This is a genomic window from Candidatus Palauibacter sp. (assembly GCF_965197445.1).
GTDB lineage: Bacteria > Gemmatimonadota > Gemmatimonadetes > Palauibacterales > Palauibacteraceae > Palauibacter.
In genome coordinates, this window is sequence record NZ_CBDANE010000005.1 from 1,687,593 (window position 1) to 1,710,792 (window position 23,200).

Consider the following 23,200-nt stretch of genomic DNA (forward strand, 5'->3'; position numbering starts at 1 on the left):
CCGGGATGTTGAAGAACGTCGTCACGCAGGTCTTCGGAACGCCCTTCTCGCGCGAGATGAAGCGCATGCGGCCGATCATAGAGCAGATCAGGGATCACGAGTCGCGACTCGCGGATCTTCCCGAAGAAGCCCTTAAGGCCCAGACCGCGAAGTTCCGCGCGACGATAGAAGAGCGGACATCGCAGTTCGAGGAGGCGGTCGAAGCGCTGCGCGAGAAGCGCCGCCACACGGAGAACCCCGCCCGGCGGGCCGACCTCACCGAGCGCATTGCGGCGACGGAGGGCGAACTCAACGAGGCCCTTCAGGCCGTGCTCGACGAGATCCTTCCGGAGGCGTTCGCGACGGTGCGGGAAGCGTGCCGGCGGCTGCTCGGCACGGAGATCCAGGTTACGGGGAGCCAGATGACCTGGGACATGATCCCCTACGACGTGCAGCTCATCGGCGGGATCGTGCTCCATCAGGGCAAGATCGCCGAGATGGCCACCGGCGAAGGCAAGACCCTCGTGGCCACGATGCCGCTGTACCTCAACGCGCTCCCCGGCCGCGGCGTCCACCTCGTCACGGTCAACGACTACCTCGCGCGGCGGGATGCCCAGTGGATGGGCAACGTCTTCGGCTACCTCGGCCTCACGGTCGGCGTCCTTGAAGACACGGAGCCCGGAAGCGAGGAACGTCGCGCCGCCTATCAGGCCGACCTCACGTACGGGACCAACAACGAGTTCGGGTTCGACTACCTGCGCGACAACATGGTGATCGAACTCCGGCAGCGGGTCCAGCGACAGCACGCGTACGCGATCATCGACGAGGTGGACTCGGTCCTCGTCGACGAGGCGCGGACCCCCCTGATCATCTCCGGCCCCGCGGGTCGCGACGAGCGCGACGTGTACCAGCAGCACAACCAGCAGGTGTCGGCCATTGCCCGCAAGCAGACCCGGATCGTCAACCGGCTCGTGGCCGAGGGCACGAAGATGCTCGGCGAAGCCGAGGCCCGGGAGGATGCGGACCTGCGCTGGGAAGCGGGTCTCAAGCTCCTCGCGGCGCAGCGCGGCGCGCCCCGGAACAAACGACTCCTGAAACTGCGTACGCGGTCCGGCGTCAAGCAGCTCATTCAGCGCACCGAGGCCGACCTCATGCGCGAAAAGCGGCTGCCCGAGATCGACGAGATGTTGCTCTACTCGATGGACGAGAAGGGGCACACGATCCAGATCTCCGAGCAGGGCCTCGATGTGCTCTCGCCCGACGACCCCGAGACGTTTGTCGTCCCGGACATCTCCGAGGACGTGCAGCACGTCGAGGACGACGAGACGCTGACCACCGATCAGAAGCGCGAGGAGATCGAGCGGATCGAGCGCGAGTACGCCGAGAAGTCGGAGAAGATCCACGTCATCCACCAGCTCGTGAAGGCGTACTCCCTGTACGAGAAGGACGTGGAATACGTGGTCGAGAACGGCGATGTCGTCATCGTCGACGAGCACACCGGCCGGAAGATGCATGGACGGCGCTGGTCGGACGGGCTTCACCAGGCGGTCGAGGCCAAGGAGAACGTGAAGGTGCGGGGCGAGACCCAGACGCTCGCCACCATCACGATCCAGAACTACTTCCGGATGTACGACAAGTTGTCCGGGATGACGGGGACCGCCGAGACGGAGGAGGGCGAGTTCCACCAGATCTACGGTCTCGAGGTCGTGGTCATCCCGACCAACCGGCCGGTCCGACGCGTCGATCATGACGATGTGATCTTCCAGACCAGGCAAGAGAAGTACGCCGCCCTCATCGAGGAGATCGAGCGCATCAACGAGGAGGGCCTCCCGATCCTCGTGGGAACGACGAGCGTCGAGGTGTCGGAGATCATCTCGCGGATACTCAAGCGGCGCGGACTCGCCCACGAGGTCCTGAACGCGAAGCAGCACGAGCGCGAAGCCATCATCGTGCAGAACGCGGGCCAGCCGGGCGCGATCACGATCGCGACGAACATGGCCGGCCGCGGTACGGACATCAAACTTGCCTCTCCCTGCGTGCAGTGCGACGTATGCGGGATCCGGTCCGAGACGCCGGCGTTCGGTCAGGCCGATGAGGAGCCGGATCTGTCGCGCGCCGAGATCAAGGAGCGCGGCTGCGAGGAAGAGCCGCCCTGCGGGCTCCAGATCCTCGGCACCGAGCGCCACCAGTCGCGCCGCATCGACCGCCAGCTGCGCGGACGATCCGGACGTCAGGGCGACCCGGGGGCCAGCCTGTTCTTCCTCTCGCTCGAAGACGACCTGATGCGGCTCTTCATGCACGACCGGGTGGCCCGAGTCATGGACCGCCTCGGCGTGGAAGAGGGCGAGGTGATCAGCCATCCATGGATCACCAAGTCGGTCGAACGAGCGCAGAAGCGAGTCGAGACGCAGAACTTCGACGCCCGCAAGCGGCTGCTGGACTACGACGACGTGATGAACCAGCAGCGCGAGGTCATCTATGACCTGCGTCTCTACGCCCTGGAGGGCGGGGAGGATCTCAAGGGCGAGACGTGGGAGATGATCGAGGAGGCGATCCGCGAGGAGATGGACGCCTACGTCCCGTCGGAGAGCACGCACGACGAGTGGAACCTGCCGGGGCTGAGGGAACACCTCCTGATCGAGTATTTCCTTCACAACGATTTTCTCCCGCGGGTGGGAGAGGCGGACGGAGACACGGACGGAGACGCGGGCAAGGAGGCGAGCGCCGACAACTGGGCGTCGGCGGATCAGGTCCACGATGCGGTGCTCTCGAACGCGCACGAGCAGTTCCGCGCCAAGCTCGAGAGCTTCGGCGAGATCTGGGAGCAGGTACTGCGCTTCGTCGTGCTCTCGGTGCTGGACGAGAAGTGGAAGGACCACCTGTACGACCTTGATCACCTCCGCTCTTCGATCCAGTTCCGGTCGTGGGGGCAGAAGGACCCGCTCGTCGAGTACAAGAAGGAAGCGTACGAGATGTTCGTGAGCCTCATCACGGACATCCGGCAGACGGTGGCGAATCGCTTCTTCCGGGCGCGGATCGAGGTGCGGCAACCGATCCGGCCGCGGGCGCCGCGGATTACCGGGATGAGCGGGCCGATTGAGCCGGGCGCCGGGCGGCTGACCGGTCCGGAGGCGGCGAGCCGGCCGGCTGGACCGGGTGGCGGCCCCGGCGATCCGCCCGCCCGCGAGCCGGCATTCTCGGCCACGGGCGTGGCGGCCTCCGCCGCGGTGCAGGATCTCGCCCTGGACGACACGGGGGCCCGGGCGGCTCTTCGCGCCGGCCAGCCCCGACGGCCGAGCACGCCGGCGACCGCCGCCAAGGTGCCGGGTCGCAACGAGCCGTGCCCGTGCGGGAGCGGCAAGAAATACAAGAAGTGCCACGGCCGGCCCGGCTGAGGTCGTCGTGATCCACCGCAGCGGGCCGCTCGCCGCCGCACTCGTCGTGCTCTGGGCCGCGATCGGCTGCTCCGGAGACGCCGAGCCCCCGGACCGGGCCGCCGACCCGGTGCCCGCCGCGGACGCCGCACTCTCGGCCAACCTGGACACCATTTACGCGGCGGACGCCGTCGATGTGGCCCTTCTCGAGTACGCGATCGGAATGCCGACCCGGCTTCCGGCCGGCCCCACGGTCCTGCGTCTCAGCAACCAGGGCTTCGAGATGCACAACCTCAAGCTGGTCGACCCCGAGAGTGGTGACGTCCTCTGGGAGACCGAGACCGACGTGAACACGGGCGAGACGCGACTCGAAGAGATCGTCTTTGCGCCCGGCACCTACTGGGTGGTCTGCGACATCGCCGGCCACGACACTCGGGGCATGTATATGACACTCACCGTCGAAGCGCGTGCCGACCGATGACCTCATTCCTCCGGTACGTGCCCCCGATGGGGATCTACGAAACGCTCTACGCGTTCCTGGGTGCGTTCGGCACCTACATGGGCGAGCGCGGCACGCATCCCTGGAGCCAGGGTTTCCCGAGGACCGTGCCGCTTCCCGACGGCCCCCACTTGCCGTCCACGGTCAGGGTGACCGCGGACCACCGGAAATACCCCAAGGCCTGGGGGCTGCCCGCGTTGCGCGAAGCGATCGCCGCCTACTACCGCGCCTCGTACGGCGTCGAGGTCTCGGCCGACAACGTGATGGTGTTCGCGGGAGGGCGTCCCGCGATCGTCGCGCTGCTCCTCTTCCTCGAGCCCGATATCGAGGTGCGGGTCGCGTCCACGGAATACACACCCTACTACGACATCCTCGAGCGACTTCGGCGATCCTACCACCTGGTGCACAGCGGAGCGGGGAACCGGTTCCGCCCACCGGTCGACGCGTACACCGCGCCGGGCGACGGTCGGACGCTGATGCTGATCAGCAACCCCTGCAACCCGACCGGAGTGACGAGGACGGGTGATGAACTCCGCGTGCTGGTCGAGGCCTCGCGGAACGACGGAATGGGACTCCTCATCGACGAGGCCTACGAACTGCTGCACGACGAACCGGTCAGCGCCCTGGCGCATGTGGACCATATCGAGGACGGGAACCTGTTCGTCGTCGGTGCGGCCACAAAGGGCCTGCAGGCGCCCGGCATCCGCATCGGCTGGGTCGTGTCGGCGAAGCGGCACATCGACGTGCTCGGGAACTTCTCGTCCTTTGGGATGGGCGGCGTGTCGCACCCGTCCCAGTGCTACGCGGTGGAGTTGCTGCACCCGATTCGCGTGCCCCGGGTCCGCAGAGCGGTACCGGCCTTCTACGCGAGCCAGCGGGCCCGGTACGGCGAGGCGTTCGAGGAGCTGGGACTGGAACTCTTCTCGGGCGACGGCGGGTTCTACCACTGGTGCCGCCTCCCCGATGGGCTTACCGCCCAGCAGCTCAACGAACATCTCTTCAAGCGGGGAGCCGCGATCCTCAAGGGCACCGACTGCGACATGGCGCGTCTCGGGGATGCCTCGCCGCTGGCGAGCTTCTTCCGCTTTTCCTTCGGACCTCTCGCACCGGAGTCATTCGAAGCGGACATCGATCTCCTTGGCGACGCGCTGCGCGAGATGCGATCCTGAGCAAATCCGACGCGACCCCGCTCCAGCGGCGAGATCTCGCCGTCGCGTCATACTGTCTTGATGAGATTACGGATGACTCATATCATGACTCTTATTGACTCGTATTACGACTCATCGAGAGGAGGACGCCTTGTGAAGCAGCTCACGGTACGAGGGTTCGATGATGAGTTGGCGAGAAGTATCCGACGGCACGCCAGCCGTGACGGGACCTCCTTGAATCAGGCGGCCCTCAAACTGCTCCGTCGAGGGGCTGGTTTGACCGGCCGCCACGCCGGCGCCGACAGAGTTGGTTTGTCGCTGGACCATCTGATCGGAAGCTGGAGTGCGGGGCACGCGAATGAGATCGATACCGCGTTGCGCCACTTCGATACCGTCGACGAGACGGCTTGGTGAGTGAGGATCCTACTCGACTCCAACGCCTACTCGCTGCTTATGCGGGGCCGACCCGAGGTCGCCGCGATCGCACGCAACGCGGGTGAGATCCTCATGTCCACGGTCGTGCTGGGGGAGCTACTGTACGGATTCAGGGGAGGATCGCGCACAGAAGCCAATATCGCCGAGATGCGCGCTTTTCTGGACAACCCGTATGTCTCCCTGGTGCCGGTGGGGCCGGTCACGGCGGAGCGGTACTCCCGAATCGCAATCTCGTTGCGCGCGAAAGGTCGTCCCATTCCCTCGAACGACGTCTGGATTGCAGCGCACGCGATGGAAACGGGGGCCGATCTCGTCTCGGCCGACGGACACTTCGAGTATGTGAACGAGATCGCCTGGCTCCGCATCCCGGCTACCTGACTACGCCGGAGGAGGTTCGATGACCATGACGCGACGGCAGTTCGCGGGAACTTCACTCGCGGCGGCGGGTGGGGCGGCGCTCCCGGTCCCGGGTGCGGCGGCGCTGACCCCTACAGGCCGACCCTCACCTGTCCGTGCGGGGCGGCTGCTGATCCTGGGAGGCACCGGCTTCATCGGCCCCCACATGGTGCGCCACGCGCTCGAGCGGGGGCACGAGGTCACCCTCTTCAACCGCGGGCGCACGAATCCAGGTCTCTTCCCCGGAGTCGAGACGCTGATCGGGGACCGCGACGGGGCTCTCGACACGCTGCGCGGGAGTGAATGGGACTACGTCATCGACAACAGCGGCTACGTCCCGCGCCTGGTGCGCGACTCGGCCAACCTCCTGCGCGATTCCGTCGGCCGCTATCTGTTCACCTCCACCGGTTCCGTGTACGACTTCGACCAGGACGAACTGCCGGAAGACGCCAGGCTCCTCGAGGTGACCGACCCGGATAGCGAGGATGTGGGGCGGTACTACGGGCCGCTCAAGGTGATGTGCGAGGAGGCGGTGCAGGAGATCTTCGGCGACCGCGGCACGATCGCGCGCCTCCACGTCGTCGCTGGCCCGGGGGATCCCACCGATCGGTTCACCTACTGGCCGGTCCGGATCCATCACGGCGACGAGGTGATCGCGCCGGGTGACATGGACAACCCGGTCCAGTTCATCGACGTGCGGGACCTGGCCGAGTTCAACATGCACCTGCTGGAACAGGACACCGGCGGGATCTTCAACGTGGCCGGGCCGACGCTCGACGAGACCCGCATGGACGAGTTCCTGTATGGCATCCGTGCGGTCACGACTTCTCGCGTGTCCTTCACATGGGTGGACGAGGACTTTCTCGCGAACCGTGAACCGCCCGCGCGCTACCCCCTCTGGTACTCGCAGAACGGCCCCGCGAGAGCGCTGGCGCGCGTCCGGTCGCACCGGGGTGTCGAGGCAGGCCTCAAGTTCCGCCCGCTCGCGGTCACGGCGCGCGAGACGCTCGACTGGTTCCTGGGCGAACCCGAGGAGCGCCGCCAGCAACTCCAGTTGAACCTCGAGCGCGACGCCGGGATCCTCGAAGCGTGGAGGCGCCGCGGCGGGGCGGATTCATGACGGGCGCGCCGGGATCGGGCCAGCCCGCGAGCGTGGACCAGTCGGACCGGATCGTCCCCATCAACCTGCGCCAGAGCGGACGGACGCCGGTCGAAATGCTCATCTCCACCCGGGTCCGGAAGTCGCCGTACTGGCACCTGTCGCACCTGGCGGGCTGCTGGCGGGCCACCGTCTACAACCGCATCTACCACCCCCGCGGCTACGCACGGCCCGAGGACGGGGGCGCGGCGGCGGAACACGAGGCGCTCACCCACCGCGTCACGCTGTGGAACGTCGCCGTGGAGCGGCAGATCCGCGTCAGGGGACCGGACGCCGAGGCGTTCGCCGACTATGTGATCACGCGCGACGCGACTCGGATCGAGCCGATGCGCGCGCGGTACGTCATCCTCTGCAACGAGCGCGGCGGCATCCTCAACGACCCGGTGCTGCTGCGGCTCTCCGACGACGAGTTCTGGTTCTCGCTGGCCGACTCCGACCTCCTGTTCTGGCTTCAGGGCGTGAATGTCGGCCTCGGGATGCGGGTGGAGATCGACGAGATCGATGTCTGTCCGCTGCAGGTACAGGGGCCGAAATCGCTCGATCTCATGGCCGATCTCGTAGGAGGTGCCGTCCGGGACATCCCCTACTACGGCCTCATGGAGGCGGAGATCGCGGGCTGCTCCGTGGTGGTCTCGCAATCCGGGTTCTCGGGGGAGAAGGGGTATGAGATCTATCTCCGGGACGCGACGCTGCACGCGGGGACCGTGTGGCGAGCGGTACTGGAAGCGGGGGAGGCGCACGGGCTGATGGTCACGGCCCCCGGGCACCAGCGCCGCATCCAGGCCGGGATCCTGTCGTGGGGACAGGACATCGACCACGAGACGAGCCCGTTCCAGTGCAACCTCGCCTACCAGGTGCCGCGCGAGAAACCGGGCGACTACATCGGGCGGGCCGCGCTCGAGCGCCAGCGGGCCGAGATCGAGGCCGGGCTCTCACCGTTCGCCCTCGTCATGGTGGGGATGAAGCTGGGCGGCAGGCCGATCGACGACTACGCGCCCGACTTCTGGCTCGTGTCCGCCGCGGACGGCGGCGACCCGGTCGGCTACATCACCTCCCCGTGGTACGCCCCCGAGCTGGGCTGCAACATCGCTCTCGGATACGTGCCGCCCGCCAGGTCCGCCATCGGCACGGAACTCGCGGTGTGGCTCCCCGACGAGTACGCGAGCGAGCGGGGCCGGCCCGATCCGGCCCGCGTGTGCGAGGTTCCGTTCCGCCCCTCCGTGAACCCGAGCGCCCGCGAGGTCGCTCGTTCCCGGGGCCGCGACGCCGCCCTTTAGCGGGTCACGATCTCATACGGGCGCCCGACGGGTCGAAGAGAGCGGTGTCGGCGGCCACGGTCACCGGGAAGGGTTCGTTCATGTAGAGGACCCGGAGCCGTGTGCCGGGGACGGCGAGTTCCGGCGGAAGGTAGGCCATGAGGAGGTACTTCCCCACTGAGGGGCCCATCCCCGCCGACGTGACGCGGGACTCCCTTCCGCGGGCGTCGACGATGCGCTCCCCGCCCGGCCCCAGCAGCGGCTCGTTGCCTCCGGTGGGGAAACGGGCAAGGCCGGAGGCGTTGGCGTGGCTGTCCATGGTGAGCGTGCGGAGCACCGCGGCGGGGTCCGCCTCCCGGGCCTCGAGGTAGGCGGCCCGGCCGATGAAGTCCGCCCGCTTCACGCGGGGCCGCGCCAGGCCCGCCTCGACCGGCGAGTAGTCGGAGGTGAGTTCGGCCCCCATGAGGGCATATCCCTTCTCCATGCGGCCCGTGGTGCCGTAGACTCCGCCGCCCACCGGACGCAGGCCGAACGCCCGGCCCGCCTCCCACACGGCGTCCCACAGCCGCGGCGCGAGCGGCGCCGCCACGTAGATCTCCCACCCGCTCTCCCCCACATACGAGATCCGGCACATCGTGGTGGGAATCCCGTCCAGCGGGATGTCGCGCACCGAGGCGTATGGGAATGCGGCCTGCGACAGCTTCGCCCCGGAGATCGCCCCCAGCAGCGCCTCCGCGGCGGGGCCCCACACGCCCAGCGTGCACATCCCCGCCGACAGATCCTCGAAGTGGACAGAGCCCTCGTCGAAGCCATCGCCCGGGAGGTGTTTGCGGAACCAGGCCGCATCCCGCGCGCCGTCGAGGGCGCCGGTCACGATGCGGAAATGGTCCGGCGCCAGCCTCTGGATGGTGAGGTCGGCCCGAAACCCCCCGTCCGGAGTCAGCAGCGGGGTGTAGATGGACGTTCCGGGCGGCCGGTCGCACGCGTTGGCGGCCATCCCCTCCAGATAGGCGAGTGCCCCGTGGCCCGACACATCGAAGATCTGGAACGCGCCCAGATCGACGACACCGACCTTGTCGCGCAGGTGCAGGTGCTCGGCCTCGATGATGGGAGACCACCACCGGCGGTCCCACTCGTGCGGCCGGTCGGCCACGCCGTACCGATCGACCAGCCGGGCGTTCGACTCGTACCACTGCGGGCGCTCCCAGCCGCGGGCCTCGTAGTACGCGGCCCCCAGGGCCTCGGTGCGGGCGTGGAGCGCCGAACGGTTCACTCCGCGGCCGGATTCCCACTGCTCGCGCGGGTGTACGATCCCGTACGTCTTGTTGAAGTGTTCCCGGGCGCGGGCCCGCACATGCCGTCGGGTGCGCTCGTGCGGCTGGAAGCGGGTGACGTCCGACCCGTGCGGGTCGCACAGACGGGGATGACCGTGCGTGATCCACTCGGCGATGAGGCGCGCGGCACCCGGGCCCTCCTTGATCCACACGGCCGCCGCCGACCACAGGTTGGCCACCTCGGCGGTCTCTCCCAGTACCGGCTGCGCGTCGGACGTGAGGGAGAGAAGACCGTTGATGGCGTATCCGATCTCCGCGCCCTCGAGCAACTCTCCCATGATCTCGCGCGCCTGAGCGAGCTGGGGTGAGAAGTCGTCCCCCGTGAACGGCATCTCCGTGGGGGAGAGTTCCGACGCCTCGCGAGAGGGTATGTCCTCGGGGCGCACCAGGATGGGACGGTGCGCGTAGGATCCGACCTCCATCGCTTCGTGGCTCTGGCGCTCGTACATGAATGCGTCCATGTCGCGCACGATGGGGTGGCCGATCTCGTTGCCGGTGGCGCGGAGGACATCGACCGGGCCGAGGTCCGCCATCTGGTGTACCGCGGGCGTGAGCGGAATCGAGGCGCCGGCGAGCCCCGCGACGATAGGGCTCCACACGCCGCAGGCGATGACCGCGTGCTCGACCTCGATGCGGCCGCGCGCGGTGAGGACGGCTCGCAAACGGGGGCGGCCGCAGGGCCGGGACGCGACCTCGAGTCCCGTAACCTCGGTGTTGTCGAGGACCGTGAGCGCGCCGCGGGACAGGGCCTGCTCCCGCATGAGGGTTCCGGCCCGCACGGCGTCGACCACGGACACGGACGGCGTCCAGAAGCCGCCCAGGATGACGTCGGGGTTCACGAACGGGATCCGCTCGGCCACCTCTCCCGGCGTGAGCAGCTCGGCTTCAATGCCCCACGCCCGCGCCGAGGTCATGCGGCGGCGCAGTTCCTCCATCCGGGCCTCGGTGCGGGCGACCTCGGCACCGCCGCACGTCGTCCGCACGCCGAGCGCCTCGTACTGCCGCTGGCTCTCCAGCGTCAGCATCGCGACTTCGCGGTCGTGGTCGGTGGGGAAGATGAAATTCGATGCGTGGCCGGTGGAGCCGCCGGGGTCGGGCAGCGGGCCCTTGTCGATGAGGACGAGATCGTCCCAGCCTCGCCGGGCGAGGTGTTCGACCAGGCAACTGCCGACGATGCCGGCCCCGATGACGGCGACGCTCGCCGCGGTCGGTTGTGGCGCGCGTCCGCTCACGGTTCCCCAAGCGCCATGCGCGGCGCCGGCGACGGGCGGCTTGCCGAAACGGCTCGCCGCCCGTCCGGCGTCAGCGTCGTGGCGGGATCCGAATCGGGTCGCCCAGATCCGGCATCACCCCGAGATCGCCCAGCAGCACCTCGAGCGCCGGCATGCTTCCGGTCAGAAGCCCGTTGATGCGGTTCGCGACCGGCGGCAGCGCCTCCCAGGCCCGATCGATCTGGTACATCTGATCCGCCGTAGGCTCGCCGGACCACCCTTCCATCTGCGAGATCCCGGTCCCCCCGGCGGCGTCACCGAGGTCGTCACCGATCTCCTCGAGTTCGCCGGAGATCTCCTCGGCCATCGCCTCGATCCGCTCGCGATCCGCGTCGCCGACCTCCGCGTCGTCCAGCAGCGCCCGGATCTCGTCCAGCCGACCGTTCATGGCGCCGATCCGCTCCCGCGCGTCGCGCACCGGGGCGGCGAGCGCATGGGCCCGCATCATAGCGTCCTGCCGCGCCACGAGCGCCGCCTGGCTGGCCTCGCGCCGCGGATCGAGTCGCACGCCGACATCCGCCATCTGGCTCTCGTCCCCGACCGTAAGGCGCACCGTGTAGGTCCCCGGGAGCACGCGCGGCCCCGCGCCCGGCGGAGGCCCGCGCCGGAAGCCGCCCCCGCCCCCGCCGTCCGCCTCGAAAGCGGGATCGACGCGGAAGTCCCACACGACCTCGTTCAGCCCCGCCTCCCCGGAAGCGTCCATCGTGCGGAGGACGTCGGCGCCGTCGAGGATCTCGAGGCTGCCCCCGTCCGAGTCGACCCCCTCGCCCAGGTAGTAGCGGAGGCTGATCCCCGCCACGGGGTTGGGGGCGATGAAGGTCGCGGGCTGGAAGGGCCAGTCCATCCCCATCGACCACATCGTGCCGCGCCGGGCGCCGAACAGCCGGAAGTCCGAGGCGAACACGTCGGCGGACATCTCCTCCAGCGGCGTGATGTCGTCCAGGATCCAGATGCTGCGCCCGTGCGTCCCCACGACGAGGTCGTTTTCGCGCGGGTGGATCGCGATGTCGTCCACGGGCACTGTCGGAAGGTTGTTCACCATCCTCGCCCACGACTCGCCGCGGTCGATCGACAGGTAGACGCCGATCTCGTTCCCGAGGAAGAGGAGATTCGGGTTGCCCGGGTGCTCCCGAATCACGTTCACCGACCACCCGTCGGGGAGGCCGGCCGTGATCCGCCGCCAGCTCGCGCCGTGGTCCTCGCTCACGTAGGCGTACGGCGCGTAGTCGTCGTTCCGGTGCCCGTCGAACGTCACGTACACCCGTCCGTCCACCGCGGAGGACGTCTCGAGGCGGCTCACGTAGGTTCGAGCCGGTACCCCGGTTACCTCGTCGATCACGTTGGTCCAGCTCGCGCCGCCGTCGAGCGACACCTGCAGGTTGCCGTCGTCCGTCCCCACGTACAGCGCGTCCGGCGAATGCTTCGACTCGGCGAACGCCGTGATGTTGCCGTAGGACGAGATGCCGTCGTTGTCGGACAGCGTCTCGTCCGTCACCACCCGGCCCATGATCTCCATCGTGTCGCGGTCGATCGCCTTCGTGAGGTCCGGGCTCGCCTCCTCCCACGTCGTGCCGCGGTCCCTCGACCTCATGAGGTGGTTCCCGCCCAGATAGATCGTCGCGCGGTCGTGGCGCGAGATCGCGAACGGGGAGTCCCAGTTGAACCGGTAGCGGCGCGGCTCGTCGTCCTCCGCTTCATCTCCCGTCGGACGCGGCAGCGGCCGGATCGACTGCCCTTCGCGCGAGGCCACGTCGATGCGTGCCATGTTCCCGCCCTGCGACTCCGAGAACATGATGTTGGGATCCATCGGGTCGGAGTGATTGTGGAACCCGTCCCCGAACCATACGTGCCACCATTCGCGGTTCCGCACGCCCCACGTCGACTGCGTGCGGTGCGGCGCGCACCAGTTCCCGTTGTCCTGCAGCCCCCCGCACACGTTGTACGGGTCGCTCATGTCGACGTCGATCTCGTAGAACTGGCCGATCGCCATGTTCCGGATCGAGCGCCACGTCACCGCGCCGTCGCGCGAGAAGGACAGCCCGCCGTCGTTCCCGTCGATCAGGTGGTTCGAGTCGTCCGGGTTGATCCACAGCGCGTGGTGGTCGGAGTGGATCTGGTCCGTCGCGTTCCCCGGCCACCAGGTCCGACCGCCGTCGTCCGAAGCCGAAGCCTGGACGCCGGCGATGTAGATCCGCTCGGGGTTGTTGGGGTCGATCCGGATGAGGGAGAAGTACATCGGACGCGGGTTGCGGTCGCTCATCATCTCCCACGTCTCGCCGCGGTCGGTGGAGCGGTACACGCCCTGGCCCTCGCGCGCCTCGACGATCGCGTACACGAGGTTGCCGTCCCGCCGGTAGACGTCGAGCCCGACACGGCCCAGTTCGCCCTCCGGCAGTCCCTGCTCAAGCCGGATCCACGTGTCCCCGCCGTCCGTCGTGCGCCAGATCCCCGAGCCGCCGCCCCCGGCCGCGAAGCCGAAGCCGGTGCGCTGCCGCTGGTAGGTCGCGGCGAAGAGCGTGTTCGGGTCGTTGTGATCCATCACGAGGTCGATGATTCCGGTGTGCTCGTCGATGTAGAGGACGTTCTCCCACGTCTCGCCGCCGTCCGTCGTCTTGAACAGGCCGCGCTCCTCGTTGGACCCCCAGAGGTGGCCGACCGCCCCGACGTAGACGACGTCCGGGTCGCGCGGGTCGATCCTGATGCGGCTGATGTGCCGCGTGTCCTCGAGTCCCACGTGCGTCCAGGTGCCGCCCGCGTCCGTCGACTTGAACACACCGACCCCCCACGGCGAACTCTGCCGGTTCGCCGGCTCGCCCGTCCCCACCCACACCACGTTGGGGTTGGACGGGGCCACGCTCACCGCCCCGATCGATGCCGTGGGCTGGTCGTCGAACACGGGATCCCACGTCATCCCGTCGTTCGTCGTCTTCCACACGCCCCCGGCGCCGAGGCCGACGTAGAAGGTGCGCGGGTCGCTCTCGACCACCGCGAGATCCGCAACGCGGCCGCCCATGATGGCGGGCCCCAGCTCCCGAAAGTCGAGCACCGAGGCCGCGTCGGCCGCCCGCTCGGAAGCCGTCTGGGCCGCGGCGACGGCGGGGAACAGCGCTTCCAGCGCCAGGGAAAGGGGAACGAGAAGGATGACGGAGAAGCGGGAGCACCGTTCGAACTTCGACTGGAACGCCATCGGAACCTCCGGGGTGACGGCGGACGACTGCGGAGAAGCGGGACAATCCGCACAGTGGCCCGCCCCGTCCCCGCCGCGCAAGACGGTCCCGCCGTCCGCAAGCCCCGGGGCGTCGTCGCCGAGGCACCCTGCAGGATGCAAACGGCGGGTCCCCGCCCCCCGCCTACGTTACAGCGTCGCCAGCCGGTCGACGGTGTCCGGGTACTTGCGCGCCATCAGCATCAGAGCCGCGGCGGCGTGAGGGGGGGAGGACCTGCCTTGCTCCCAGCCCTCAAGCGTCCGCACCGGGACGCGAAGCAGGCCGGCGAACACTCCTCTCGATACGTTGAGTTCATCCCGGATCCCCCGGATCGTCTCGGGCGAAAGCCGGGGCAGCGGCCGCGGCACCCGCGTCGTACGGAGCGTGAGCTTGCCCGCACGGTGATCCCGGACCTCCCGCAGGCCCTCCAGGACCTCGGCCGCGATATCCCGTTCAGCCATGTTCGATCTCCTCCACCACCTTCCTCCAAGCCGTCTTTTCGGCCAGAGTCAGGTCGTTCCTGACACCCTTGGCGTACAAAGTGAGCAGGTATATCCGGTCTTCACGAAAACACCGGTAATAGATCACGCGGATACCGCCCCGCTTGCCGCTCCCCTTCGACCGCCAGCGAATCTTCCGAAGGCCGCCGGTCCCGCGAACGACCTTGCCGGCATCGGGACGCGCACTCAGAAACTCCTGAAGCTCGGCGTAGCCCGCGTCATCGAGATGCGCCGACAGGTGTCGCGTAAACGTCGTTGTCTCGACGAAGAGCATACCAAACTATACGTGGTATGAGTACACATCAAGAGATGCCGCCGCTGCTCTCCGTATGCTGCCGGAGAACGATCCGACATCTGGAAGCCGACTTCGCCATCAAGCAGTAATACGTTCCATCATCGGGCCATCATCTACCTTCGGTCGTGCGGGTCGATTGACAAAATAACGATACAGATATCATTTTGACGCCCATTATGACGACATTGCCGCGATTCCTCGCTCTTCCGCGGGGCAGCTTCTTCCTCCTCGGCCCGCGCGGGACGGGCAAGACCACCTGGCTGGCCTCGGCGCTACCGGATGCACTGGTGGTGGACCTGCTGAAACCGGAGGAGTACCGCAGGCTGGCCGCCCGCCCGGAACGCCTGCGCGAACTGGTGCATGGCGCCCCGCCCGGAGGCGATGTGGTCGTCGACGAAGTCCAGCGCGTCCCCGAACTCCTGAACGTCGTTCACGACCTCATGGAATCCGGGGGAGGGCACCGGTTCGTCCTCACGGGCTCCAGCGCCCGCAAGCTCAGGCGCGGCGGAGTCAACCTTCTCGCGGGCCGCGCTGCGATGCGCTCCATGCATCCCTTCATGGCCGGGGAAATGGCAGGGGGGGCGGCTGGCGCAGCGGGACGCCGCTTCGATCTCGAACCATGCCTGAGGCTCGGGACGGTTCCCGCCGTGGTCTCCTCGGATGATCCGGAGTCGGCGCTCGCCGCCTACGCAGCGCTCTACGTGGAGCAGGAAGTGCGCGCCGAGGGCCTGGCCCGCAACGTCGGCAGCTTCTCGCGCTTCCTGGAAGCGGCGGCCTTCTCCCACGGTACGACGCTCAACGTCAGCGCCGTCGCCCGCGAGTGCGAGACGAGCCGGACCACGGTCGCCGGCTACCTGGAGTTGCTCGAGGACCTCCTGCTCGCCTTCCGCCTGCCCGTGTTCACGCGGCGCGCCAAGCGCCGCCTCGTGGCGCACCCCAGGTTCTTCTACTTCGACTGCGGCGTCTTCAGGAGCCTGCGTCCGGCGGGCCCGCTCGACCGGCCCGCGGAGATCGGGGGGGCCGCGCTGGAGGGGCTCGTCGCGCAGCACCTTCGAGCGTGGCTGGCGTATTCGGGAAGCGATGCGAGCCTGTACTACTGGCGCACGCGCTCCGGGACCGAGGTCGACTTCGTACTCTACGGGACGGGGGGGATATGGGCGTTCGAGGTCAAGAACGCCGGCCGGGTACGGCCCGAGGACCTGCGAGGCCTGGCGGCATTCGGCGACGAGTACCCCGAGGCGCGCCGCGTGCTCCTGTACAGGGGTCCGGATCGGCTTGCTCTGCGGGACATCCTGTGCCTCCCGGTCGAGGACTTCCTCGTGCGCCTGCACCCGCGACAAGGGCTGAAGTACGCCATCGGATAGGGAGCCCGGCTCCGGCGCACCGAGCAGCCTCGTCTCTTTTCTTGCACTTGGACGATTTCGCGACAAAAACGTCCATGTCGTGGACGATTTCGTAACGTAATCGTCCATATCACTCACCGCGTAGACCGCCTGCGGGTGCAGCCACCAGTACAACGATGGTCGCGGCCGTGGCGAAATCACGCCCCGCCGCCGGTAGGCTCGTGGTGACGCCGGTTCGGGCGGTGCGTTGGTCTCGAACGCATCAAACCCTATTATCGGACTCGCCGACCCTGCGGAGTCCGATCTCCGGGCAGAGTCCCGGGTTCTTACACACCTCTTGTTCCTACCTCCCCCGGCGCGGGGCCGAGGTCCCCGCCGCGGTAGCAGCCGGCGTCTCCTCCCCAGTCTCGGGGGTGCCGGCATCCGGCTCCGGGTCCACGCGACGCACCCGGCAACGATCACCGCAACCCGAACGGCGAGTACGCCGTGATCGAGAGCCTGACATCCGACGACCGCAGTGGGTGGCTGGACACCGTGCGACCGGGCGAACCACTGCTTCACGTTTCCACCGGGAACGGTACTGGCGGCGGGCGGCCGGCTCGTCGTCCACACCGGCTCCGGGGCAGCGGACAGCACGCGATACTACATGGGCCGGGGTCACTTCAGGGATCGATCTGCTCCAGGATTGCGGATACGTCTATGTGGGAGGGTAGAGAGCTTGGTGCGCCTTGCTGGTGCGTCGGATACGACGGTAGCCACGGTGTTGACAGGGTTGGTATTGGTGGCGACGGCGTTGGCATTGCGTTTTGGTGCGCACCGATTCGGCGCGGTTGGCGCTGCTCATGATGGGCAGGGCGATCGAGTGCTGCGCTCCCGTCGTGATCTCCGACCGGTCGGGACTTCGCGAACTGGTGAAACTATCAAACGGATTCAAGGATCCGGTCCGTAGACCCATTGACAGGCCGGGAGAGATGATCGTGCATGTGAAGCGTGCCTGAGGTCTGGAGGGGGCGTTCAGGATCGTCTCAAGGCACCTCCGGGGAGACATGAGGGAAAGAGCGTTGGCCCGTTACCGCAGTCTTGCAGGGTGTACGGAGTGAGTCGCCGGCGACGGCCATGCGGGTGGGCGCGCGGACTGGCGGCTGGGTGGCTGGCGGCCACCGTGTTCGTCACCGCCTTGCCGACACCTGCCGACGCTCGGGAAGGCGGCGCTCTCGACGAAACGGGTGTCCTGGCTGCGGTTCCGTCCCTGCTTCCTTCTGGAGCGGACTCCGTGCTTCGGATCACGTTCCTCGACGTGGGGCAGGGCGACGCCGTCTTGATCCAGGCGCCCGGCGGCCAAGTCGGGCTCGTCGACGCGGGCCGGGGCGAAATCGTTCCGGCGCTCCGCCGGTTCGGGGTGACGCAGGTCGACCTGCTCGTCGCAACGCACCCCCACGCGGATCACATCGGCGGCATGGTCGGCGTGATCCAGTCGTTTCCGGTCCGCTTCTACATGGACAACAGCCAACCGCACACGACGGCGACCTATGATCGGCTGCTGGCGGCGCTCGACTCGAGGCCGGAGATCACCTACCTGGAAGCTTCGCCGCGCACGCTCACGCTCGGGGACGTGGAGATCGAGGTGCTGCCCCTGCTCCCGCGCGGGACTACGGAACACAATGACCGCTCGGTCAGCCTGGTTGTGCGCTACGGGCGCTTCACGGCGTTCCTGAGCGGGGATTCGGAAGTGCGGCAGCTCACGCATCTCGTGAGCCGCGGCGTCGTTAGTGAGGCGACTCTGCTCAAGGCCCCCCACCACGGGAGCGACAACGGCTTCACGTGGGAATTCCTGGACGCGGCGAAGCCCCGGCTCGTGGTGATCTCCGTGGGCCGGAACTCCTACGGCCACCCCCGGCCGGCGGCCCTGCAAGCCTATGGCGCGTCGGGCGCGACCGTCTTCCGGACGGACCAGCACGGCCATGTGTTGGTGGAGGGCCGCGAGACCGGAGACTTCGAGGTGTTTCACGGTGGACAGGTCGCGCTTCGAGGTAGCGCGGCAGCCGCGGCAGCCGGTGGAGGGCACGCACGGCCCGACCCCAACGCGAGGCTGGGAGCGGGGCGTGCAGCGCCCGGAGGGGTCGGCATCCGGATCCGGGTGCACGCCGATGCGCCCGGAAACGATCATCGGAACCCGAACGGCGAGTACGCGGTGATCGAGAATCTCGAGTCCGAGGACTTGGTGATCGGCGGCTGGACGCTCTGCGACCGGGCGAACCACTGCTTCACGTTTCCGCCGGACGCGCGGCTGGCGGCCGGCGGCCGACTCGTCGTCCACACCGGCTCTGGACAGGCGGACGGTACGCGGTACTACATGGGTCGGAGGCAAGCGGTGTGGAATAACGGCGGCGACACCGCGACGCTCTACGACAGCGGGGGGGCGGCCGTCGTCGTCTTCAACTATTGAACGCCCCGGCGGAACGCCTCTGGGTTGTCGACCGCGTGGAGGGGTCGGTCGCCGTGGCGGTGCGCGACGAGGACGAGCACGCGGAGGATGTGCCCATCGGCGAGCTGCCCGCCGGGAGTCGTGAAGGAGCCGTACTGCGGGTGCCCGAGAGAGATGGCCGACCCGACTGGACGGCGGCCGTGCTCGACGAGGAGGCGCGCCGCGCCCGGCTCAGGAACGCAGAAGACGTGCTCGCGCGCCTGAGACGGCGCGATCCGGGCGGCGACATCCAGCTGTAGGAGCGCCTTGAACGGCGGGTGACTCCGGGTCTAGGATCAAGGTCTGCGATCCCCCCTGCCCAGGAGTCGTCCGATGAAACGCCGAGACTTCCTCGCCGCCTCCGCCGCGGCCGCCGCCGGTTCGAGCCTCATCGCCTGCCGTCCCCCCGAGACGTCCGCCGCCCCGCCCGTCACTTCCGGGCAGTGGGGTTCCGGCGACTACGCGCACGTCCCCGGCCTGGCCGGGCCCGCGCACGGGACCGTATGGGGCCGGACGGGCGTGACGGCCTGCTCCGACTACTACGCGTCCCTCGCCGGCACGATGACCATGATGCGGGGCGGGAACGCCATCGACGCCCTGGTCGCCGCGTGCGCCACCCTCAACGTGTCCGACCCCTACATGTCCGGGATCGGCGGCTTCGGCGGCTACATGCTCATCTACCTGGCCGAGGAGAACCGCGTCGTCGGGCTGGACGCGCTCGGCCGCTCCCCCGCGGCGTCATCTCCCGCCACGATGACGCTGGACGACTTCGCGATGGGCTACAAGGCCCCGATCGTGCCCGGAGCCTTCAAGGGCTGGGCCGCCGCGCTCGAGCGCTACGGCACGATGAGCCTGGGCGACGTCTTCGAACCCGCCATCCAGCTCGCCGAGGACGGTTTCGTGATCTCGAAGTTCGACGAGAGGTACACGCAGTCGAGCGCGGACAAACTGAGCCGCTTCCCGTCGACCACGCGTGTGTTCTTCCCGAACGGGCGTCCACCGCGCATGGGCGAGATCATCAAGCAGCCCGACCTCGCCGCGAGCATGCGCCACCTCGCCCGGGAGGGCGCGGACGATCTTTACAAGGGCGAACTCGCCGACCGGATCGTCGCTTTCCTGGCCGAGAACGGCGGCCACATGACGAAGGCCGATCTCGAAGGCTACGAGGTCGAGTGGAGGGAGCCGATCACGACGACCTTCCAGGGGCACGACCTGTTCGCGATGCCGCCGGGTTCGTGCGGGATGTCGATGTTCCAGGCGCTCAACATCATGGACGGCTTCGACCTCGCGAACATGGACCTGTACGGGTCGGAGTTCGTGCACCTGTGGCTCGAGGCGATGAAGCTGGCTCTCGCGGACGACGACCGGTACAACACCGGGAAGGAAGACGTGGAGATCCCGGTCGACATGATCATCTCCAGGGAATACGCGGACGAGCAGCGGGCGAAGATCGATCCCGCCCGCGTCGCCTCCTTCTCCGGAGCCCCGCTCCCGTTCTTCGGGACGACGAGCCTCTCCACGGCGGACCGGTGGGGGAACGCGGTCGCCTTCACGCAGTCGCTCGTCAACGGGTACGGGAGCGGCGTGATCGCGGGCGACACGGGGATCTTCCTCAACAACGGCCACATGTTCGGCTTCGTGCTGGAGGAGGGTCACGTGAACCACCTCGAGGGCGGAAAGCGGGCCAAGGGCGTGATGACGCCGTGCATCATGATGAAGGACGGGGACCTGTTCGCGGCGGTGGGGGCGCAGGGCGGCTACACGATCCCGCAGACGGTGGGGCAGGTGATCACGAAGCTCGCGGTGGCGGGCATGGACATGCAGCTCGCGATCGCCTCGCCGCGCATGTGCGTCAACCGGGGCGGCGGCCGGACGCCGATCCCGGAGGACTCCGTCACCTACCTGGAGGCGGGATTCCCGCCCGAGGTGTACGAGGAACTGGCGGAACGGGGCCACTATCTGGCCGAGCCCGGCAACCTGGGCGGCGTGCAGGGTGTGTACCGGGATGCCGAGACGGGCGCCCTCGCCGGCGGGTCCGATCCGCGACGCGACGGGCACGCCATCGCCTGGTAAGAGGCGTATCATTGCCACACATGATAGCAGATGATAGCATCGGCCGGGCCATCCGTTCCCGGGCCGAGGAAATGTCATGGAAAGAGTGCAGATAAACGTCCGTGTGGATGCTGCGGTGAAGAACGCAGTGGAAGCTTTCTGCCGGCCTCGGGGTCTGGCCATGAATCACTTCGTTCAGGAAGCGCTCCTGGATCGCCTTGAGGAACTCGAGGACATTGAGGACCTGAAGAAGATCCGTCACGAACCCACCCGGCCGCTGGCCGACGTACTCAGGGAACTCAAGCTCGATGGCGCGCTATGACGTCGAGATCTCTCGAACCGCCGAGAAACAGCTTCGCAAGCTGCCGCGAGCAGATCAGAAACGCATAGCGCGCAAGATGTCCGCCTTGGCGGACGACCCGTTCCCCACGGGGACCAGAAAGCTCACGGGTTATGAAGATGTGTTCCGCGTCCGAGCGGGAAGGTATCGGATTCTCTACAGCGTGGCGGAAGCCGCGCTGATCATGATCGTTCTGAAGGTCGGGCACCGCAGAGACGTGTACCGATAGCCCCGGCGGACCGTCCCGCGCCTCTGCTTCCCTGGCAGCCCGTGGTAGCGGGCCTTGAGCGGCGGGCAACTCCGGGTCTAGGATCAAGGTCTGCGATCCCCCTGCCCAGGAGCCGCCCCATGAGACGCCGAGACTTCTTCGCCACCTCCGCCGCCGCCGCCGCCGGGTCCAGCCTCATCGGCTGCCGTCCTCCAGAGACCGTGGGAGCGGCCACCGCAGGAGGGCAATGGGGGCCCGTCGGCGACTCGAACGTCCCCGGCCTGCTCGGGCCCGCGCACCGGGCCGTGTGGGGCGCTCGGGGCGTGACGGCCGCCGCCGACTACTACGCGTCCCTCGCGGGCACGACGATCATGATGCAGGGGGGCAACGCGGTCGACGCCATCGTGGCCGCAGCGGCCATGCTGAACGTCTCCGAGCCGTACATGTCCGGAATCGGCGGCTTCGGCGGCTTCATGCTCATCTATCTGGCCGAGGAGAACCGCGTGGTCGGGCTGGACGCGCTCGGCCGCTCCCCCGCGGCTTCGTCGCCCGACAATATGACCCTCGACGACTTCGCGGCGGGGTACAAGGCTCCCATCGTTCCCGGAGCCTTCAAGGGCTGGGCTGCCGCGCTCGAACGCTACGGCACCATGAGCCTGGGGGATGTGTTCGAGCCCGCGATCCGGCTCGCCGAGGACGGTTTCGTCGTGTCGCGCTTCGACGAGATCCATACGAACGGCGACGCCGCCGAGAAGCTCGGCCGTTTCCCTTCGACGACGCGCGTGTTATTCCCGAACGGACGTCCCCCGCGCATGGGCGAGATCATCAAGCAGCCCGACCTGGCCGCGAGCATGCGCCACCTCGCGCGGCAGGGCGCGGACGACTTCTACAAGGGCGAACTCGGGGACCGCGTCGTCAGCTTCCTGCAGGAAAACGGTGGCCACATGACGAAGGCCGACCTCGAGTCGTTCGACGTGACATGGAAGGAACCGATCACGACGACTTTCCAGGGGCACGACCTGTACGCGATGCCGCCGGGTTCGTGCGGGATGTCGATGTTCCAGGCGCTCAACATCATGGACGGCTTCGACCTCGCGAACATGGACCTGTACGGGTCCGAGTTCGCCCACCTGTGGCTCGAGGCGTACAGGCTCTCCCTGATCGACGACGACCGGTACAACACGGGGAAGGAAGACGCCGATATCCCGGTCGACATGATCATCTCCAAGGCGTACGCGGACGAGCAGCGAGCCAAGATCGATCCCACCCGCATCGCCTCCTTCGCCGGGGCCCCGCTCCCGTTCTTCGGGACGACCAGTCTCTCCTCCGCAGACCGCTGGGGGAATGCGGTCGCGTTCACCCAGTCGCTCGTGAGCGGCTACGGCAGCGGCGTGATCGCGGGCGACACCGGGATCTTCCTCAACAACGGCCATACGTTCGGCTTCGTGCTCGAGGAGGGCCACGTCAATCATCTCGAGGGCGGCCAGAAGGCGAAGGGCGTGATGACGCCGTGCGTGGTCATGAAGGATGGCAACCTCGTCGCCGCGATCGGCGCGGCGGGCGGCTACACGATCCCGCAGACGGTGGGGCAGGTGATCACCAAGCTCACCGTGGGCGGCATGGACGTGCAGCTTGCGATCGCCTCGCCGCGCATGTGCCTCAACCGCGGGGGCGGCCGAACGCCGATTCCGGAGGATTCCGTCACCTATCTCGAGGCCGGGTTCCCGCCCGAGGTGTACGAGGAACTGGCAGACCGGGGCCACTATCTGGCCGAGCCCGGCAACCCGGGCGGCGTACAGGGCGTGTACCGCGACGCGGAGACAGGCGCGCTCGCCGGGGGATCGGACCCGCGCCGGGATGGTCACGCCATCGCGTGGTGAGACGGAAACAGGGGTCTTGAGCGGCGGGCAACTCCGGGTCTAGGATCAGGGTCCTGCGAAC

The 23,200-nt window shown here is 68.1% G+C and carries 18 protein-coding genes; 14 read left to right on the forward strand and 4 right to left on the reverse strand.

Annotation, left to right across the window (positions count from 1 at the left end; translation table 11 throughout):
• Window positions 1–5 precede the first annotated feature (5 nt).
• The 7 genes from secA to ACN9M6_RS14825 all read left to right on the forward strand — a co-directional run bounded on the left by secA (window position 6) and on the right by ACN9M6_RS14825 (window position 8,267).
• Window positions 6–3,374: a preprotein translocase subunit SecA gene (gene secA, locus ACN9M6_RS14795; RefSeq protein ID WP_419163645.1), complete on the forward strand. Its 3,369-nt coding sequence runs from the start codon at window positions 6–8 to the stop codon at window positions 3,372–3,374.
• A gap of 7 nt (window positions 3,375–3,381) precedes the next feature.
• Complete coding sequence (locus ACN9M6_RS14800) at window positions 3,382–3,834, forward strand: sulfocyanin-like copper-binding protein (protein ID WP_419163646.1); 453 nt, start codon at window positions 3,382–3,384, stop codon at window positions 3,832–3,834.
• Window positions 3,831–5,021 carry a pyridoxal phosphate-dependent aminotransferase gene (locus tag ACN9M6_RS14805; RefSeq protein ID WP_419163647.1) on the forward strand — a complete coding sequence of 397 codons (1,191 nt, stop codon included), beginning with the start codon at window positions 3,831–3,833 and terminating at the stop codon, window positions 5,019–5,021. The genes ACN9M6_RS14800 and ACN9M6_RS14805 overlap by 4 nt, the downstream gene beginning before the upstream one ends.
• A gap of 132 nt (window positions 5,022–5,153) precedes the next feature.
• Window positions 5,154–5,414, forward strand: coding sequence for a FitA-like ribbon-helix-helix domain-containing protein (locus ACN9M6_RS14810; RefSeq protein ID WP_419163648.1), 261 nt, complete (start codon window positions 5,154–5,156; stop codon window positions 5,412–5,414).
• Window positions 5,415–5,813: a type II toxin-antitoxin system VapC family toxin gene (locus tag ACN9M6_RS14815; RefSeq protein WP_419163649.1), complete on the forward strand. Its 399-nt coding sequence runs from the start codon at window positions 5,415–5,417 to the stop codon at window positions 5,811–5,813. It abuts the gene before it with no gap.
• A gap of 19 nt (window positions 5,814–5,832) precedes the next feature.
• A complete protein-coding gene (locus tag ACN9M6_RS14820; protein ID WP_419163650.1) occupies window positions 5,833–6,951 on the forward strand; it encodes an NAD-dependent epimerase/dehydratase family protein in 1,119 nt (372 codons plus the stop codon).
• On the forward strand, window positions 6,948–8,267 hold the full coding sequence (locus ACN9M6_RS14825) for a glycine cleavage T C-terminal barrel domain-containing protein (RefSeq protein ID WP_419163651.1): 1,320 nt from the start codon (window positions 6,948–6,950) through the stop codon (window positions 8,265–8,267). Before ACN9M6_RS14820 ends, ACN9M6_RS14825 begins: the two co-directional genes overlap by 4 nt.
• 4 nt (window positions 8,268–8,271) lie before the next feature.
• Here ACN9M6_RS14825 and ACN9M6_RS14830 read toward each other — a convergent pair whose 3' ends face one another.
• The 4 genes from ACN9M6_RS14830 to ACN9M6_RS14845 form a co-directional block, all read right to left on the reverse strand.
• A complete protein-coding gene (locus tag ACN9M6_RS14830) occupies window positions 8,272–10,812 on the reverse strand; it encodes a GcvT family protein (protein WP_419163652.1) in 2,541 nt (846 codons plus the stop codon).
• A gap of 70 nt (window positions 10,813–10,882) precedes the next feature.
• Entirely contained in the window at window positions 10,883–14,038 is a 3,156-nt protein-coding gene (locus ACN9M6_RS14835; protein WP_419163653.1) for a glycosyl hydrolase, read from the reverse strand.
• Window positions 14,039–14,206: 168 nt separating this feature from the next.
• On the reverse strand, window positions 14,207–14,518 hold the full coding sequence (locus ACN9M6_RS14840) for a helix-turn-helix domain-containing protein (RefSeq protein ID WP_419163654.1): 312 nt from the start codon (window positions 14,516–14,518) through the stop codon (window positions 14,207–14,209).
• A complete protein-coding gene (locus ACN9M6_RS14845) occupies window positions 14,511–14,831 on the reverse strand; it encodes a type II toxin-antitoxin system RelE/ParE family toxin (RefSeq protein WP_419163655.1) in 321 nt (106 codons plus the stop codon). The genes ACN9M6_RS14840 and ACN9M6_RS14845 overlap by 8 nt, the downstream gene beginning before the upstream one ends.
• 197 nt (window positions 14,832–15,028) lie before the next feature.
• On the opposite strand from ACN9M6_RS14845, the gene ACN9M6_RS14850 reads away from it, so the two are divergent.
• From ACN9M6_RS14850 to ggt (ACN9M6_RS14880), 7 genes are all read left to right on the forward strand, one after another.
• On the forward strand, window positions 15,029–16,216 hold the full coding sequence (locus ACN9M6_RS14850; RefSeq protein WP_419163656.1) for an ATP-binding protein: 1,188 nt from the start codon (window positions 15,029–15,031) through the stop codon (window positions 16,214–16,216).
• A gap of 1,252 nt (window positions 16,217–17,468) precedes the next feature.
• Complete coding sequence (locus tag ACN9M6_RS14855; RefSeq protein ID WP_419163657.1) at window positions 17,469–18,641, forward strand: lamin tail domain-containing protein; 1,173 nt, start codon at window positions 17,469–17,471, stop codon at window positions 18,639–18,641.
• The gene (locus ACN9M6_RS14860) at window positions 18,638–18,919 is read left to right on the forward strand and encodes a DUF3006 domain-containing protein (RefSeq protein WP_419163658.1); all 282 of its coding nucleotides are present in this window, start codon (window positions 18,638–18,640) and stop codon (window positions 18,917–18,919) included. Before ACN9M6_RS14855 ends, ACN9M6_RS14860 begins: the two co-directional genes overlap by 4 nt.
• Window positions 18,920–18,992: 73 nt before the next feature.
• Window positions 18,993–20,732 carry a gamma-glutamyltransferase gene (ggt, locus tag ACN9M6_RS14865; RefSeq protein WP_419163659.1) on the forward strand — a complete coding sequence of 580 codons (1,740 nt, stop codon included), beginning with the start codon at window positions 18,993–18,995 and terminating at the stop codon, window positions 20,730–20,732.
• A 76-nt stretch (window positions 20,733–20,808) separates the two neighbouring features.
• Window positions 20,809–21,033 (forward strand): hypothetical protein, encoded by a 225-nt coding sequence (locus tag ACN9M6_RS14870; protein WP_419163660.1) that lies wholly within the window; start codon window positions 20,809–20,811, stop codon window positions 21,031–21,033.
• Complete coding sequence (locus ACN9M6_RS14875) at window positions 21,020–21,280, forward strand: type II toxin-antitoxin system RelE family toxin (protein ID WP_419163661.1); 261 nt, start codon at window positions 21,020–21,022, stop codon at window positions 21,278–21,280. The genes ACN9M6_RS14870 and ACN9M6_RS14875 overlap by 14 nt, the downstream gene beginning before the upstream one ends.
• Window positions 21,281–21,399: 119 nt before the next feature.
• Window positions 21,400–23,139: a gamma-glutamyltransferase gene (ggt, locus tag ACN9M6_RS14880; RefSeq protein ID WP_419163662.1), complete on the forward strand. Its 1,740-nt coding sequence runs from the start codon at window positions 21,400–21,402 to the stop codon at window positions 23,137–23,139.
• Window positions 23,140–23,200: the final 61 nt, after the last annotated feature.